A 15,917-nucleotide genomic window follows, 5' to 3' on the forward strand; every position below is an offset into this window, starting at 1 on the left:
GCGCTCATGCCGGACCGGGCCGCGCACCACGCGGTCCGGTCCGGGACGGCGGCACGACGTGCAGCTCGACGCCAGCACTGCGGAACTGCTCGAGCTCCCCGTCGGGGCAGCCCGAGTCGGTGACGAGCACGTCGATCTCGGCGAGGTCGGCCATCCGCGCGCGGGTGACCCGCCCGGCCTTGGACGAGTCGACGACCGCGATGACACGGGCGGCCCGCTCGATCAGCGTGTGGTTGATCCGCGCCTCCGTCTCGTCGTGGGTGGTGAGGCCGCCGTGGGCACTGATGCCGTCCGCGCCGACCACGGCCGTGTCGATGTCGACGGTGCGCAGCGTGGCCTCGGCGAGCTGGCCCACCAGCTCGAGGGAGTTGCTGCGCAGCATGCCGCCGCCGATGAGCACCCGGGCACGGCCGTGCTCGGCCGCGCGCAGGCCGATGCTGAGCGAGTTGGTGATGATCGTGAGGTCGGTGCGGGACGCCAGTGCGTGCACCACCTCACCGGTCGTGGTGCCTCCGGTGAGCCCGACGGTATGCCGCCCGGCCGGCACGAGCGTGGCGGCCACCCCCGCGATGCGGGCCTTGGTGTCACGGTTGCGGGCGTCGCGCAGCGCGACCGGCACCTCGAGGTCGCCGTGGACCGCCCGGACCGCGCCGTGGGTGCGCTCCACCAGCCCTTGCGCGGCAAGCAGCGCGACGTCGCGACGGATCGTGGCCTCGGACGCATCGAGCAGCTCGGCCAGGCTCGACAAGGGCAGGTGACCGCGCTCGTCGAGCAGCTCGAGGAGCGCCACGATCCTGTTCGTCCGCTTCCGGGACGGCACGCCGAAACCACTCACGACCCTGATCCTGCCGTGAACCCGCCGATGCTGCCGTGGCGGTCGCGGCATGGAGGACGCCCCTGTCGGCCGGGGGACTACTTCACCCTCGAGCAGTCGGTGCAGGTGCCGACGATCTCGACCGTGTGCTCCACGTCCGAAAACCCGTGTGCCGCACTGACTTTCGCGGCCCACGTCTCCACAGCCGGACCCTCGATCTCGACCGCCTTGCCGCACACGCGGCATACGAGGTGGTGGTGGTGTCCGGTCGAGCAGGCGCGGTAGACGGCCTCGCCCTCCTCGGTGCGCACGACGTCGATCTCGCCGTCGGCGGCCATCGACTGGAGGTTGCGGTAGACGGTCGCGAGACCGACCGAGTCACCGCCCTCGCGCAGGCGCGCGTGCAGCTCCTGGGCGGACTGGAACTCCGCGCTCTGGGCCAGGGCGGCCGCGACGGCAGCCCGCTGGCGGGTGGGGCGCCGGGAGGTGGTGGTCATGCCCGGGTTCCTTCCTTCTCGTGCTCGTCCCAGTGGCCCTCGTGGGCGGCGTGCCGGTGGCCGTCGTGGACGTAGTCGACGTGGTCGCCGTGGGGGACGGCCGGGTGGCCGCAGGCCGGGCCGTGCTCGTGCTCGTGGCGTTCGGCGCGCCGGTGCTGGTGGGCGCGCGCCCGGGCGACGCCACCGGTCGCGACGGCCACGACCACGAAGGCGGCGATGGCGAGCAGCACGATGGTGCCGCCGGACGGCGTCTCGGCGTAGTAGGACGTGACGACACCGCCGACGCTCGCGAGCACCCCGACCAGCACCGCCCAGCGCACCGACGCGCGGAACGACCGGCCGAGCAGCTGCGCCGTGGCGTTGGGGATGATCATGAGCGCCGAGATGAGCAGCAGGCCGACGACGCGCATCGACACCACGACCGTCACCGCGGTCAGGATCGCGAGGGTGATGTTGAGCCCGGTGACGGGCAAGCCGGACGCCCGTGCGTACTCCTCGTCGTTGGCCACCGCGAACAGCCACGGTCGCAGTAGCGACGTCACCAGCAGCACGACGACGGCCAGCGCCGCGAACACCCACAGGTCGCGTTGGTCGGCCGTGGTGATGGCACCGAAGAGGTATGCCGTGAGGCTGGCGGGCGAGCTCGACGGGGACTTGGCGATGAGAACGACACCGGCGGCGATGCCGCCGTAGAACATCACGGCCAGGGCGATGTCGCCGCTGGTGCGCCCGCGCCCGCGGATCACCTCGATCGCGATGGCGGCGGCGACGGCTGCGACGAGAGCGGTGAAGACCGGCGCCGACCCGGTGAGGACGCCCACCGCGACACCGGCGAGGGCGACGTGACCCATGCCGTCACCGATGAGTGACAGCCGGCGCTGGACGAGGAAGACACCCACGAGGGGAGCGGCGATGCCGACGAGCAGCGCCGCGACGAGGGCCTGGCGCATGAAGTCCAGGGCGAGGATCTCGCTCATGGTGTGGTCCTCCGTCGCGGGTCGAGCGGGCCGGCGCCCGGTGCGCCGGGCAGGGGGTGCCGGCCCGGGTCGGGGTGGTGATCCGGGTCGAGCTCGTCGTCGTGGTGGTGCCCGTTGTGGTGGTCGGCCCGCGTGTGGTCCTCCCCGGAGTGGAACTCCTGGGGCGTCCCGTCGAAGCCGATCCGGCCGGCTCGCACGACGACGATGCGGGTGACGACGTCCTCGAGGGCCTCGAGCTCGTGGGTGACGATCAGCATCGTCGTGCCCCTGGCGGCGAGCTTGGCCAGGACCTGCGCGAGGACCTCCTGGTTGGCCGTGTCGACGCCTGCGGTGGGCTCGTCCATGAGCAGCACGTCGGGCTCGGACGCCAGCGCGCGGGCGATGAGGACACGGCGCTGCTGCCCGCCCGAAAGGGTGGCCACGTCGGTGCCGGCCCGATCGGCGAGCCCGACGACCTCGAGCTCGCGGTCGACGATCGCACTGTCGGTTGCCTTGTGCCAGAACGGTTTCCACCACTTGTGCCGGGTGAGCCTCCCGACCGCGACGATCTCGCGGACCGTGGCGCGCACGGACGCCGACAGCGTGTGTCGCTGCGGCACGTAGCCGATGCGCCAGTGCTGGTCGAACTTGTCCGCCGGCTCGCCGAAGAGGCGCACCGTGCCGCCGAGCCGCTCGGTCAGCCCGAGCAGCCCGCGGACGAGCGTCGACTTGCCGGAGCCGTTGGGGCCGAGGACTGCGACGACCTCACCCGGCTCGACCGACAGGGTGACACCCGAGAGGACGCGCCGGTCGGCATACCCGAAGGACGCGTTCTCGAGCTGGATCACGGGCGCGCCGCCCTGGGTGCCGTTCATGTGCATTCCTGTCCCGTGCGCAGGGTGGTGAGGTTGGACCGCATCACCGAGGGGTAGTCGTGGCCGGCCGACTCGCTGGTGATGCCTTCGAGCGGGTCGAGCACGGCGACGCGGGTGCCCGTCTCGCGGGCGATGGTGCGGGCGACGTCGGGGGACACGAGCACCTCGGAGTAGATGGTCGTGACGCCGGTCTGGCGGACGTGCGCGACGATGCGCGCAAGGCTGGCGGGGTCGGGCTCGGACTCCGGGTCGAGGCCGGTGATCGACTCCTGGTGCAGGTCGTAGCGCTCCGAGAGATAGCCGAACGCGGCGTGGGAGGTGACGAGGTCGCGGTTGGCGCAGGTCGCGAGGCCGGTGCGGAACTCGCCGTCGAGGGTCGTCATGGCGGCCCGGAAGCGCTGCGCGCCTGCCGCGTATGCCGCGGTGCCGGCCGGGTCCTTGGCGCTCAGCTCGCGGGCGATGGCGTCGCCGACGTCGGCGTAGCGGACGGGGTCGAGCCAGAAGTGCGGGTCGAGGGGTCCGTGGTCGTGGCCGTCGTCGGTGCTGTGCTCGTCGTGCCCGCGGGCCAGGTCCTGCGGCTGCTCGGGGTCGTGGCCGTCGCCCTCGTCGCTGGCGGGCAGGTCGAGGTGGGCGGCAGGCGCGACGTCGAAGGAGTGGTCCTTGGCCTCCCGCTCGACCGCCTGGTCCACGGCGGGCTGGAACCCACTCAGGTAGACGACGAGGTCGGACAGGGCGACCCGGCCGACCTGGCGCGGGGTGAGCTCGAGGTCGTGCGGCTCGGCGCCCGGCTTGGTGAGGTTCGAGACGTCGACGCGCTCGCCCCCGATCTGGGCGACGGCGTACTGGAGCGGGTAGAACGCGGCGACCACCTCGAGCCGCCCGTCCTTCCCACCGTCGGCCGCCGGCCCCCCGGTGGCGCCGCAGCCGGAGACCATGGCGACGGCGAGGACCGCGGCGGCCAGGCCGGGGAGACGGGGTGACATGACAATGATTCTCAAATGAAATGAGAACCATTGTCAAACGCTGAGGGCCCCGGCCTGTCGACCTCTGCAACCTGAACCCCCTATGGGGCGCTCAGGTTGCAGTGCGGGTCGGGCCGCAGTGGGGTCTGTCAGCGGGGGAACGCCTGGGTCAAGGTGATGGCGATCGCGATGAGCACCACCGTGATCCGGCCCATCCGAGCGCCCATGTCCAGCGCCGGCCAGCCGAGGTAGAGGGTCCAAGTGAGGAACAGCACGACCGGCACGAGCAGCAGCCAGCCGGGGGCGGGGAGCAGGATCCCGCCGACCATGAGCGCGAGCACGATGAGGAACGGCACCGCGCGCGGCATCCCGTTGAGCGCCTTCACGACGGGAAGGCTGGCGGACTCGATGCGTTCGCGGGTCGTCACCCGGGAAGCGTACGGGTCGGGCCAGCCGCCCCGTGGAACCGGGGCGGGGCGGCCCCTCGGAATAGCGACCGCAACCTCGTGGTTAGGTCGACTAATCATTCAAAATTCAACGAATAGCCTGAAGGAAGCCCATCATGGCAACCGCCACCCGCCCGCTCGTCACTGTCGTCGTCGGCAGCACCCGCCCGATCCGGGTGGGTGACCAGATCACCCAGGCCCTCGCGCCGGTCATCGCCGAGGAGGCGGACGCCCGGGTCGAGGTCGTCGACCTGCGCGACCTCGACCTGCCGCTGCTCGACGAGCCCCGCATGCCGGCCCTCGGAGACTACGCCCACGACCACACCAAGGACTGGGCCCGCACCATCGAGGCCAGCGACGCCGTGGTCATCGTGTCGCCCCAGTACAACGGCGGCTACCCGGCCGGGCTCAAGAACGCCATCGACTTCCTCTACGCGGAGTGGAAGGAGCGCCCGGTCCTCATCGTCACCTACGGCGGCCACGGCGGCGGCATGTCCGGCGCCCAGCTGCGGCACGTGCTCGAGTTCATCGGCGCTGCGGTCCTGCCCGAGAACGTCGAGATCACCCTCAAGCCCGAGTTCTACGACGCCGACTGGCGGCTCGTCGACGCGCAGGCCGCGGTGGCCGAGGCGCTGCCGGCGCTCCGTGAGGCCGCCGGCCTGCTCGGCGAACGGGCCCGCGAGGACGAGCGCGTCAGCGCCTGAGACTCGGCGCCGCACCGGCGCCAACCAGACGTATGCCGGGTGGCCGGCCCATGGGAGCGGGCCGCCACCCGGCATACCCATGTCTGGCCCGGGCCACGCGCGCAAGTAACCTTGCCCGCATGGCTGCACCGTCCACGATCGACACCGTCGTCTCCCTCTGCAAGCGCCGGGGCTTCGTCTTCCCCAGCGGCGAGATCTACGGCGGTACGAGGTCGGCGTGGGACTACGGCCCCCTGGGTGTCGAGCTGAAGGAGAACATCAAGCGGCAGTGGTGGCGCACCATGGTCACCGGCCGCGACGACGTCGTCGGTCTCGACTCCTCGATCATCCTGCCGCGCCAGGTCTGGGTGGCGTCGGGTCACGTCGGCGAGTTCACCGACCCGCTGATCGAGTGCCAGTCGTGCCACAAGCGGTTCCGCATGGACCACCTCCAGGAGGCGTTCGCGGACAAGAAGAACAAGGGCAAGACCGCCGGGGTGCTCGTCGACCCCGACGACGTGCCGCTGGGCGATCTCGTCTGCCCCAACTGCGGCACCCGCGGCGCGTGGACCGAGCCGCGCGAGTTCAACATGATGCTCAAGACCTACCTCGGTGTCATCGAGGACGAGTCCGGCCTGCACTACCTGCGGCCCGAGACCGCGCAGGGCATCTTCGTCAACTTCCTCAACGTGATGGGTGCGGCCCGGCGCAAGCCGCCGTTCGGCATCGCCCAGGTCGGCAAGAGCTTCCGCAACGAGATCACGCCGGGCAACTTCATCTTCCGCACCCGCGAGTTCGAGCAGATGGAGATGGAGTTCTTCGTCAAGCCGGGCGAGGACGAGAAGTGGCACGAGTACTGGCTGCAGGAGCGGACCAAGTGGTACACCGACCTCGGCATCAACCCCGACAACCTGCGCCACTACGAGCACCCGGCCGAGAAGCTGTCGCACTACTCCAAGCGGACCGTCGACATCGAGTACCGGTTCAACTTCGCCGGCTCGGAGTGGGGTGAGCTCGAGGGCATCGCCAACCGCACCGACTTCGACCTCACGACGCACAGCAAGCACTCCGGCACCGACCTGGTGTTCTTCGACCAGGCCAGCGGTGAGCGCTACACGCCCTACGTGATCGAGCCCGCGGCCGGTCTGTCGCGCTCGCTCATGACCTTCCTGGTCGACGCCTACTCCGAGGACGAGGCCCCGAACACCAAGGGCGGCGTCGACAAGCGGGTCGTGCTGCGCCTCGACAAGCGGCTCGCGCCCGTCAAGGCGGCGGTGCTGCCGCTGTCGCGCAACGCCGACCTGTCGCCCAAGGCGCGCGACCTCGCCGCGACGCTGCGCAAGAACTGGAACATCGACTTCGACGACGCCGGCGCGATCGGCCGCCGCTACCGCCGTCAGGACGAGATCGGCACGCCGTTCTGCATCACGGTCGACTTCGACACCCTCGAGGACCAGGCCGTCACGATCCGCGAGCGCGACACGATGAGCCAGGAGCGGATCAGCCTGGACAAGGTCGAGGAGTACCTCGGCGCCCGCCTCATCGGCTGCTGACCCGACTGCTCGGCGTCTCGTTCGAGGTAAAAACGCCGGGGATCACCGGCGTTTTTACCTCGAATCGGGGATTGGCCGGTGCTGACGCCAACCTTTCGCACCCTCCCGCGCGTTCAGGGGGAGAATCGATGCGGAAGGGGCGGCGATGCGACGCGAGGTCGACGAGGACTTCACCCGCTACGTGCGGGCACGCCAGCACACGCTGTTACGGGCGGCATACCTCGTCTGTGGTGACGCCCACCTGGCCGAGGACCTGCTGCAGGGGGCGTTCGCCAAGCTGGCCATGCGCTGGGAGCGGCTGCGCGCCGACAACCCGGACGCGTACGTGCGGCGGATCCTCTACCACGACGCCATCTCCTCGTGGCGGCGCACGCGGCGCGAGCACGTGCTGGAGGTGCTGCCCGAGACCGAGCCGTGGCGCAGGGACGAGTCGGCGGCCGCGGCCGAGCGGCTCGACCTCGAACGTGCGCTCGCGACCCTGACGCCCAAGCAACGGGCCGTCGTGGTGCTGCGGTTCTTCGAGGACCGCACCGAGCGCGACACCGCCGAGGTGCTCGGCGTCTCCGTCGGCACCGTCAAGAGCCAGAGCCACGCAGCGTTGGCGCGCCTGCGCGAGTCCATTCCCAATCTCGCGCCCAGCCTCACCGGAGGTGAGCAGCCATGACCGACCGTGACCTGACCGGCCTGCTCGAGCGGGCCAGCGCCGACCTGCCCGAGGTGGACTTCGCGAGTGACGCGTGGGCGGATGCGTATGCCGCGCAGTCGCGTCGGCGTCGCCGGCTCACCACCGGGGTGGGCGCCGTTGCCGCCGCCGCGCTCGCGGTGGGGGCGGTTCAGATCTGGGGGAGCGACGGGAGCGCGAACCGCACGCCGACGCCGGGGGTCACCGCCACGACGCCACCGGTGACGGGCACGCTCGCCGACGGCACGGCATACGCCGAACTCCCTTTGGAGGGAAAGGAATCCGAGCTGCCGCAGCTCGACGTCGGCCTGCCGAAGCTCATCGACACCAGTCGCCCGAGGATGATGCAGAGCGCGCTGCGCGGTGAACCTCCCACGGTCGTCGGGGTGACTCTCGAGCCGACGACACCTGAGCTGAAGGCATACCGGGTGTTGCTGATCCGACCGAGCGGCGAGCTGCTCGAGGTCGACGGCCTGACGCTCAAGCCGGTGCGGGACACCGGTGGCAACGAGGCAATGCCGTTGGGTACCAGGACGATTGGTGGCGGGGGGATGGTGGCGTTCCCGCAGCCGGGCGAGGTTGTCGTCGTCGATCGTCGCGGCGAAGTGACCCGTTTCCCGGTGCCGTCCGAGTACGTGCAGGAGGTGTCGTGGACGCCGTCCAACGACTCGGTCGTGATCCGCAGCGACGACGGCAAGGTCTGGACCCTCGACCCGTGGAAGCCCGGTGCGAAGGCGGTCGAGGTGGTCGACACCCTGGCCACGGGCGTGACAGGTCTGCGGGTCGCCGAGGAGAACCGGTCGCTCAGCGTCACGTGGAACGACCTCGTCACCGGCAAGCGGGCAGGGCAGCGCACCATCGGCGCGCCCGTCTACGAGTTGTGGCAGCGGCCCGTCGGGTCGGCGACGTGGGTGGCGTCAGGCGCGTTCTTCGACCAGGCGCTCACATCCGAGGTGATCCGGCGCGGCAACGGGCCGATCTACCAGGGCGTGGTTGCCGTTCCACTAGAGCGGGGGAAGGCCAAGCTGCTGCTCGCGCCGGAGAATCCCGACGGGCAGGAGGGCCGCTACAAGGGGTGCTGCACCCCGCTGGCCTGGTGGAACGCCTCGACCGTGCTGCTCCAGACCAACGGCTCGCACCCGTCGTGGATCCTCGCGTGGAACGTCGACACCGGTCAGGTGTCGAAGGTGACCCGCATCGCCTACGACCCGAAGACCGACGTCGCACCACCGCGGCTCGCGCTCAACATCGGCTGGCGCTACTGACTCCCTGGACCCGTGCAACCTGAGCGCCCTCTGGGTGGGTCAGGTTGCACCAAGCCTGCAACCTGAACCCCCTATGGGGCGCTCAGGTTGCAGGCGGGTGGGCGGGAGTCAGCCGGTGTGGTGCACCTCCTGGAGGCCGTAGACCGGGGTGTCGATGCCCTCGTAGCGAGCCTTGAGCTGGAGCGCCAGGTAGAGCGAGTAGTGGCGCGACTGGTGCAGGTTGCCGCCGTGCATCCACAGGTTCGTGACCTGCGTCGGCTTCCACATGTTGCGTTGCTCGCCCTCCCACGGGCCGGGGTCCTTGGTGGTGTCCGAGCCCAGGCCCCAGCACTTGCCCAGCCGGTCCGCGGTCTCCTGGTCGACGAGGTCGGCCACCCACCCGTTCATCGAGTTGTAACCGGTCGCGAAGACGACCACGTCGGCGGGCAGCTCGGTGCCGTCGGCGAGCACCAGGGCGTCCTGAGTGAGGTGGTCGACCTGGCCATGGACCAGCTTCACGTCACCGTTCGCGACGAGGTCCGCGGCGCCGACGTCGATGTAGTAGCCCGAGCCGCGGCGCAGGTACTTCATGAACAGGCCGGACCCGTCGTCGCCCCAGTCGTGCCAGAAACCCGACGCCTCGAGCCGCTCGTAGAAGTCCTTGTCGACCTCGGCCATCTTCTCGTAGGCGGGGATCTGGAACGTGTGCAGGATCCGGTAGGGGAGCGAGGCGAAGATGAGATCGGCCTTCTCGGTCGTCACGCCGGCGGCCACAGCGCGCTCGGAGTAGAGGTCGCCCAGGCCGTACTCCATGAGGCTGGCGCTCTTGACGATGTGGGTCGACGAACGCTGCACCATGGTCACGTCCGCGCCGTGCTCCCACAGGGCTCCGCAGATGTCGAAGCTGGAGTTGTTGCTGCCGATCACGACGGCCCTCTTGCCGGCATACCGGTCCGGCCCGGGGTGCTGGGACGAGTGGTGCACGTCGCCCTGGAACACATCAATGCCCGGCACCTCGGGGATCCGCGGTTTGCCTGACATGCCCGTGGCGAAGACCAGCTGGGTGGGCGTGAGCGTGAGCCGCTCGCCGTCGCGGTCGACCTCGACGGTCCACTTCTGGTCGTCTTCGGACCACCGCGCCGACAGCGCGCGCGTCTTCGACCAGTACGGCACCTCCATGATCTTGACGTAGCTCTCCAGCCAGTCGCCGATCTTGTCCTTGGGCGCGAACACCGGCCAGTTGTCGGGGAACTTGAGGTAGGGCAGGTGGTCGTACCAGACGGGGTCGTGCAGGCACAGCGACTTGTAGCGGCCGCGCCACTGGTCGCCGGGCCGGTCATGGGCGTCCACCACGAGCGACGGCACGCCGAGCTGGCGCAGCCGCGCACCCATCGCGATGCCACCCTGCCCGCCGCCGATGACGAGGACGTACGGCTGCTCGGTGGTGCCGAGCGTGCTCTCCTCGAGCTCGCGCTTCTCCTTCCAGGTGCGGCGGTCCTTGTCGATGCCGTGCTCGGCACCCATGGGCCGCTTGGGTCCGCGAGGCTCCTCGTGCCCCGTGAGCTCCTGCAACGTGGTGAGCAGCGTCCAGGCGCGGTCCTCACCGTCCTCCTCGACGAGCCGGAGCAGCCCGCCGCCGCGACCGACCGCCGTGTCGAAGGACAGCCACGCCGTCACTACACCGTCGTCCTGCGTCGGTGGCTCGGTCGTCGAGAAGCCTTGCGCCGCAGTCTGTTTCGCGGTCTGCGTCACCAGGTCGGCCACCTGGTCGCGGCCCTCGACGGTCTTGATGTTCCACGTGAACGCCACGAGGTCGCGCCAGTAGCTGTCGGTCGCGAACAGTGCGGCCACGCCCTGCGCGTCGTCCGCCGCCAGTGCCGACTCGAACTTCGCGAGCCACGCGTCGACGCGTGCCGCCGGGTCCGTGCCCGTCGTGTCGGTGGCATCCGTGCCCGTCGTGTCGGTGGCAGGGGGGTATGCCGCCTGGTCGGCGGCGCGGTCGGGCTCGACCGTCTCTCGGGCTGGGGCCTGGGTCATCTGCGCCTCCACGTCGTTGTGGTCGTCGTTGGGGTCGTCCTCGATCGGATCTCGGCCGCTGGCTGGACCGGATCGCCATGGCTAGGCTGATCTGAACCGATCACACACCGAGGTGTGCCGCGGCGACAGGGTTGCAAGACGTTGCAGCGACGCCAGCGCCGAACCGGCGACGCCTCAGGAGGCCGTCATGTCGACCGCGGACCACGAGGCTCACCGCACCCGTGACCGCGTGCTGTCGCGACCCGCAGGCGGCGCATCATCCCGGTCGGCCACCGCCGCACCGCGGCGGGAGATCGCCGCATCCTGGCGGCGGGTCGCCGCGACCGGGCTCGACCCCGGTGCGGGTGCTGCGATCGTCCCCCTCGTGGAGGCCGACCTCGAGCGCCGGCGCGAGGAGAGCGGTCTGCGCGAGCTGATCCCCAAGCTCACCACCTCGCTGGCCTCGGTCATCGACGCCGGACAGCTCGTCGTCGTGGCCGACCCGCAGGGGCGCGTCCTGTGGCGGCTCGGTGGCACCGGGGTGCGCAGGCTGGCCGACCACCTGGGGTTCGTCGACGGGTCGGCCTGGACCGAGGCCAACGTCGGCACCAACGCGATCGGCACCGCGCTGGTGCTCGGCCAGGCGGTGCAGGTGCGGGGTGCGGAGCACTTCGTCGAGTCGCACACCCGGTGGGGCTGCGCGGCCGCACCCCTCACCGACCCCTGGACGGGCCGCGTGGTGGGGGTGCTCGATGTCAGCGGACCCTCGGCCGGCCTGCACCCGGCCGAGCTCGCCCTCGTCGAGCTCACCTCCCGGCTCACCTCGATGGAGCTGCTCGAACGCCGCCGGGCCGAGCTCGACCGCCTCCGCGCGAGCGCCGCACCGCTGCTGTCACGAGTCGACGGCGACGCCCTTGCGGTCGACCGGTACGGCCGGCTGGCGGCCTTCGTCGGCAGCCGGGCTCCCGAACGCGTGGCGCTCCCCGACGAGATGGCACCCGGTGCCGTGTGGTTGCCGGCCGTCGGCCCAGCCACCGCTGAGCCGCTCGGCGACGGCTGGCTCCTTCGGCTCGGCGCGGCCACCGACGAGGTGGCGTCCACCCTCGTGCTGGACCTCGTGGGTGACCCGAGCGTGCGCGTCCGCGGCACCTCCGGCGAGTGGTCCCGCCAGCTGTCCACGCGGCATACCGAGATCCTCCTGTCCCTGGTCGAGGCGGGCGCTCAGGGACGCACCGCGGCTCAGCTCGCCGTGGACCTCTTCGACTCGCCCGACCCGATGGTGACGGTGCGCGCCGAGATGTCGCGGCTGCGCAGGGTACTCGGCAGTGTCCTGCTGTCCTCGCCCTATCGGCTGGCGCCCGCCGTGGCGACGGTCCTGCGCCTGCCCGACGACCCGCGCGACCTGTTGCCGCGCAGCAGCGCTCCCGTGGTGCAGCGCCGCCGGCGCACGCGCTGAACCCGCAATGTGAACCCCTATGGGGCGACCAGGTTGCGCTGACAGACGTCATGGGGGAGTCGTGACGGTCGTGTGACGTCGCGGTGGGCACACAGCCACACAGTGGTGGCATGACATCAACGACCCAGACGCAGAACCGCCCGCCTGCGCCGGTCCGAGGGGCCACCACCATCCCCGCGGTCGAGTTGGCCGGGCTGACCAAGAGCTTTGGCACGGTGCGTGCCGTGCGGGGGATCGACCTCACCGTCCGCCCCGGCGAGATCGTCGCCTTCCTCGGCCCGAACGGCGCCGGCAAGACGACCACCATCGACATGATGCTGGGCCTGTCCCAGCCCGACAGGGGCACCGCCCGTGTCTACGGCATGGACCCGCAGGCCGCGGTCCGGCACGGACTCATCTCGGCCGTCATGCAGACCGGTGGGCTGCTCAAGGACCTCACGGCGCGCGAGACGCTCGAGCTGACCGCCAGCCTGTTCAGCGACACCAAGCCGATCAGCGAGGTCATGACCCGCGCCGGCATCGCCGACATCGGCGACCGTCGTGTCGGCAAGTGCTCAGGCGGCCAGCAGCAGCGGCTGCGCTTCGCCATGGCGCTCCTGCCCGACCCCGAGCTGCTCGTCCTCGACGAGCCCACCACCGGTATGGACGTGACCGGCCGTCGCGACTTCTGGCAGGCCATCCGGCAGGACGCCGAGCAGGGCCGCACCGTCCTCTTCGCCACGCACTACCTCGAGGAGGCCGACGCGTATGCCGACCGCATCGTCCTGGTCGCGCACGGCCGGGTTGTCGCCGACGGCACCGCCAGCGAGGTCAAGGCCATCGTCTCGGGGCGCACCGTGCGCGCGACCTTGCCCGACGCGGATCTGGTTGCGCTCCAAGCACTTCCGGGCGTCGAGTCGGTGGAGGTGCGCGGTGACTCGGTGCTCATCGCCTCCCGTGACAGCGACTCCGTCGCGCGCCACCTCCTGACCAACACCGGCGCCCGCGACCTCGAGATCACCTCTCGCGGCCTCGAGGACGCCTTCATCTCCCTCACCGCCGACCCCGACTCCGAAGGAACCCAGTCATGACCACCGCCGTGCCTGACACCCTGCCCAATGTCGTTGCACCGCAACGAAAGGTCCCGCCAATGGGCGGCCTCAACGTGACCCTCTTGAAGCTCGAGGTGCGGCGCATGCTGCGCAACCGCCGCACCCTGGTCTTCTCGGTCGTGATGCCCGTGATGTTCTACGTCATCTTCGGCACCGGGAAGTCGTACTCGAATGAGAACGCCGGTCACGGCAACGTTGCCGCACTCATCATGGTCAGCATGGCGCTCTACGGTGCGATGCTCTCCACCACGGGCGGCGGCGCCATGGTCGCCGTCGAACGCAGCCAGGGCTGGAGCCGGCAGCTGCGCCTCACCCCACTCACGCCCGCGGCATACATCGCGGTGAAGGTGCTGTGCGCCATGTTGCTCGGCGCCGTCTCCATCGCGGTCACGTATGCCGCGGGGAGCTTCACCGGTGCCCACATGCAGACGTCCGCGTGGGTCGGCACGGCGCTGATCGCCTGGGTGGGGTCGCTCGTCTTTGCGGCCTTCGGTGTCTTCATGGGCTACCTGCTGCCGAGCGAGAACGTCATGCAGATCATCGGGCCGGGGCTCGCGCTGTTCGCCTTCCTCGGCGGGTTGTTCATGCCCCTGGACCAGATGGGCGACACGTTCCAGACGATCGCGAAGTTCACCCCCATGTATGGCCTGAGCCAGCTGGCGCACTGGCCGCTGACCGGCGAGGCGCCCGGGGTGGCCGCGGTCGTGAACGTGGTGGTCTGGCTGGCGGTCTTCGCGGGAGGCGCGGCATGGCGGTTCCGGCGCGACACCGCGAGGGTCTGATCGCCAGCGTCCTGCGCTCACTCACGGATCCCTTCTCTGAGAGGCTGGGGTCCGTGAGTGAGCACAACCCGCGCCCGGACGACGACCGGCCCTGGGGCAGCCGGATGGTCGGCTTCCTGTTCGCCGGGATCTGGCTGGTGTTCCTGTCCGACGCGTTCAACGCGGCGTGGCGCCAGCGGCAGGACCTGCGTGCCGACGGCGGGCTGGTCGTCCTCACCCTGTTCGTCATCCTCTACCTCGTCCACTTCGCCCACTTGCGGTCGGCGTTCTGGGGGCTCAACGGACCGACGGCGACCTACCGGTGGTTCATCAGCCGCACCGGGCTGCTCTCGTGGCTGGGACTGCTGGTCCTCGCCATGCTCGCGCCCGTCATGGTCGGCCAGGAGGGGGCGGCGACGTGGGTGTTCCTCGCCGTCTCGGGGCTGTGGACCTTCCGGCTGCGCGTGGGCATCGCGATCGGCGTCGTGCTCGTGGCGGTCTACGAGTTCCTCACCTTCCACGTCTCCGGCTGGTCCCACAACGTCAGCATCAGCATGTCGATCGTGCTGGCCATGGCCGCCGTCACCGGCGGCATGCTGGCGGCCCAGCGTCAGCGGGCCCTGGCGGAGGCGCGGGAGGACAACGCCCGGCTCGCGATCCAGGAGGAGCGCAACCGGATGGCCCGCGACGTGCACGACATCCTCGGCCACAGCCTCACCGTCATCACGGTGAAGGCCGAGCTCGCCTCGCGGCTGCTGGAGGTCAGCCCCGAGCGGGCACGTGCCGAGGTCGACGACCTCGAGCGGCTTGCGCGCGACGCCCTGGCCGACGTGCGCCAGGCCGTGGCAGGCTTCCGCGACATGTCGCTGCCGGGCGAGCTCGCCCGCGCCCGTACGTCCCTCGCCGCCGCTGGCATCGAGGCGCAGCTGCCCAACGCCACCGACGCCGTGCCGACCGAGCTGCGTGAGGTGTGCGCCTGGGCCCTGCGCGAGGGCGTCACCAACGTGATCCGGCACAGTGCGGCGAGCACGTGCACCGTCACCCTCAGCGAACGCGGCATCACCGTGGCGGACGACGGCCTCGGCCCCGACAGCAGCAGCTCGCCACCGGGTACCGGCCTGCTCGGCCTGGAGGAGCGGGCGCTCGCGGTCGGCGCCACGCTGCGGACCCGCCGCCTGCAGCCGCACGGCTTCGAGCTGTCGGTCCTGACCAGCGAACCCGGTGCGCGGCCCGCGCCCCAGCACGACGACAAGGTGGAAGCATGACGATCCGGCTGCTCCTGGCCGACGACCAGGCCCTGGTGCGGGGCGCCCTCGCGACCCTGCTCGACCTCGAGCCAGACATGGAGGTGGTGTCCGAGGTCGGTACGGGCGACGAGGTGGTCGCGGCCGCGCAGTCCAGCAACCCGGACGTCGCCCTGCTCGACGTCGAGATGCCCGGTATGGACGGCATCGCCGCCACCGCCGCACTGCACGACGCGATGCCCCGCGTGCGAGTGCTCATCGTCACGACCTTCGGGCGCCCCGGTTTCCTGCGTCGGGCGCTGCAGGCGGGCGCGAGCGGGTTCGTCGTCAAGGACACCCCGGCGCGGCAGCTGGCCGAGGCGGTGCGGCGGGTGCACTCCGGACTGCGCGTCGTCGACCCCGCGCTCGCCGCCGACTCGCTGGCCGGGGGAGAGTCGCCCCTGACCGCGCGGGAGACCGAGGTGCTCGTGGCGGCCCGCGGCGGAGGTTCGGTCGCCGACATCGCCAGGCAGGTGTCGCTCACGGAGGGCACCGTGCGCAACCACCTCTCGTCGGCCATCGGCAAGACGATGGCGCGCAACCGCGCCGACGCCGTCCGCATCGCCGACGAGTTCGGCTGGCTGTAGACGTTCACTCG

The 15,917-nt window shown here is 70.8% G+C and carries 16 protein-coding genes; 9 read left to right on the forward strand and 7 right to left on the reverse strand.

Annotated elements, in window-relative coordinates; genetic code table 11:
* Positions 1 to 4: 4 nt before the first annotated feature.
* The 6 genes from HJG52_RS00765 to HJG52_RS21500 form a co-directional block, all read right to left on the reverse strand.
* Entirely contained in the window at positions 5 to 835 is an 831-nt protein-coding gene (locus HJG52_RS00765) for a DeoR family transcriptional regulator (protein WP_206069829.1), read from the reverse strand.
* A 77-nt stretch (positions 836 to 912) separates the two neighbouring features.
* Entirely contained in the window at positions 913 to 1,311 is a 399-nt protein-coding gene (locus HJG52_RS00770; RefSeq protein WP_171241683.1) for a Fur family transcriptional regulator, read from the reverse strand.
* Positions 1,308 to 2,288: a metal ABC transporter permease gene (locus HJG52_RS00775; RefSeq protein WP_171241684.1), complete on the reverse strand. Its 981-nt coding sequence runs from the start codon at positions 2,286 to 2,288 to the stop codon at positions 1,308 to 1,310. Before HJG52_RS00775 ends, HJG52_RS00770 begins: the two co-directional genes overlap by 4 nt.
* On the reverse strand, positions 2,285 to 3,142 hold the full coding sequence (locus HJG52_RS00780; protein WP_171241685.1) for a metal ABC transporter ATP-binding protein: 858 nt from the start codon (positions 3,140 to 3,142) through the stop codon (positions 2,285 to 2,287). Before HJG52_RS00780 ends, HJG52_RS00775 begins: the two co-directional genes overlap by 4 nt.
* On the reverse strand, positions 3,139 to 4,125 hold the full coding sequence (locus HJG52_RS00785; RefSeq protein ID WP_171241686.1) for a metal ABC transporter substrate-binding protein: 987 nt from the start codon (positions 4,123 to 4,125) through the stop codon (positions 3,139 to 3,141). The genes HJG52_RS00780 and HJG52_RS00785 overlap by 4 nt, the downstream gene beginning before the upstream one ends.
* Positions 4,126 to 4,253: 128 nt before the next feature.
* A complete protein-coding gene (locus HJG52_RS21500) occupies positions 4,254 to 4,631 on the reverse strand; it encodes a DUF6703 family protein (RefSeq protein WP_346767501.1) in 378 nt (125 codons plus the stop codon).
* Positions 4,632 to 4,666: 35 nt separating this feature from the next.
* On the opposite strand from HJG52_RS21500, the gene HJG52_RS00795 reads away from it, so the two are divergent.
* From HJG52_RS00795 to HJG52_RS00810, 4 genes are all read left to right on the forward strand, one after another.
* Positions 4,667 to 5,254, forward strand: a complete 588-nt coding sequence (locus tag HJG52_RS00795; RefSeq protein ID WP_171241688.1) for an NADPH-dependent FMN reductase — start codon at positions 4,667 to 4,669, stop codon at positions 5,252 to 5,254.
* Positions 5,255 to 5,373: 119 nt separating this feature from the next.
* Positions 5,374 to 6,786: a glycine--tRNA ligase gene (locus HJG52_RS00800; RefSeq protein WP_171241689.1), complete on the forward strand. Its 1,413-nt coding sequence runs from the start codon at positions 5,374 to 5,376 to the stop codon at positions 6,784 to 6,786.
* Positions 6,787 to 6,931: 145 nt separating this feature from the next.
* Positions 6,932 to 7,450 carry a SigE family RNA polymerase sigma factor gene (locus HJG52_RS00805; RefSeq protein WP_171241690.1) on the forward strand — a complete coding sequence of 173 codons (519 nt, stop codon included), beginning with the start codon at positions 6,932 to 6,934 and terminating at the stop codon, positions 7,448 to 7,450.
* Positions 7,447 to 8,733: a hypothetical protein gene (locus tag HJG52_RS00810; RefSeq protein WP_171241691.1), complete on the forward strand. Its 1,287-nt coding sequence runs from the start codon at positions 7,447 to 7,449 to the stop codon at positions 8,731 to 8,733. The genes HJG52_RS00805 and HJG52_RS00810 overlap by 4 nt, the downstream gene beginning before the upstream one ends.
* A 108-nt stretch (positions 8,734 to 8,841) precedes the next feature.
* On the opposite strand, the gene HJG52_RS00815 is transcribed toward HJG52_RS00810, so the two are convergent.
* A complete protein-coding gene (locus HJG52_RS00815) occupies positions 8,842 to 10,749 on the reverse strand; it encodes a flavin-containing monooxygenase (protein WP_171241692.1) in 1,908 nt (635 codons plus the stop codon).
* Between the two features lie 187 nt (positions 10,750 to 10,936).
* On the opposite strand from HJG52_RS00815, the gene HJG52_RS00820 reads away from it, so the two are divergent.
* The 5 genes from HJG52_RS00820 (at position 10,937) to HJG52_RS00840 (ending at position 15,906) form a co-directional block, all read left to right on the forward strand.
* Positions 10,937 to 12,184: a GAF domain-containing protein gene (locus HJG52_RS00820; RefSeq protein WP_171241693.1), complete on the forward strand. Its 1,248-nt coding sequence runs from the start codon at positions 10,937 to 10,939 to the stop codon at positions 12,182 to 12,184.
* 110 nt (positions 12,185 to 12,294) lie between these two features.
* A complete protein-coding gene (locus tag HJG52_RS00825; protein ID WP_171241694.1) occupies positions 12,295 to 13,254 on the forward strand; it encodes an ABC transporter ATP-binding protein in 960 nt (319 codons plus the stop codon).
* On the forward strand, positions 13,251 to 14,057 hold the full coding sequence (locus HJG52_RS00830) for an ABC transporter permease (protein WP_171241695.1): 807 nt from the start codon (positions 13,251 to 13,253) through the stop codon (positions 14,055 to 14,057). Before HJG52_RS00825 ends, HJG52_RS00830 begins: the two co-directional genes overlap by 4 nt.
* A 53-nt stretch (positions 14,058 to 14,110) precedes the next feature.
* Positions 14,111 to 15,301, forward strand: a complete 1,191-nt coding sequence (locus tag HJG52_RS21505; protein WP_206069831.1) for a histidine kinase — start codon at positions 14,111 to 14,113, stop codon at positions 15,299 to 15,301.
* The gene (locus HJG52_RS00840) at positions 15,298 to 15,906 is read left to right on the forward strand and encodes a response regulator transcription factor (RefSeq protein ID WP_171241696.1); all 609 of its coding nucleotides are present in this window, start codon (positions 15,298 to 15,300) and stop codon (positions 15,904 to 15,906) included. Before HJG52_RS21505 ends, HJG52_RS00840 begins: the two co-directional genes overlap by 4 nt.
* The last annotated feature ends 11 nt before the right edge of the window (positions 15,907 to 15,917 follow it).

This window comes from Knoellia koreensis (genome assembly GCF_013041615.1).
In the GTDB taxonomy this organism is placed as follows: domain Bacteria; phylum Actinomycetota; class Actinomycetes; order Actinomycetales; family Dermatophilaceae; genus Pedococcus; species Pedococcus koreensis.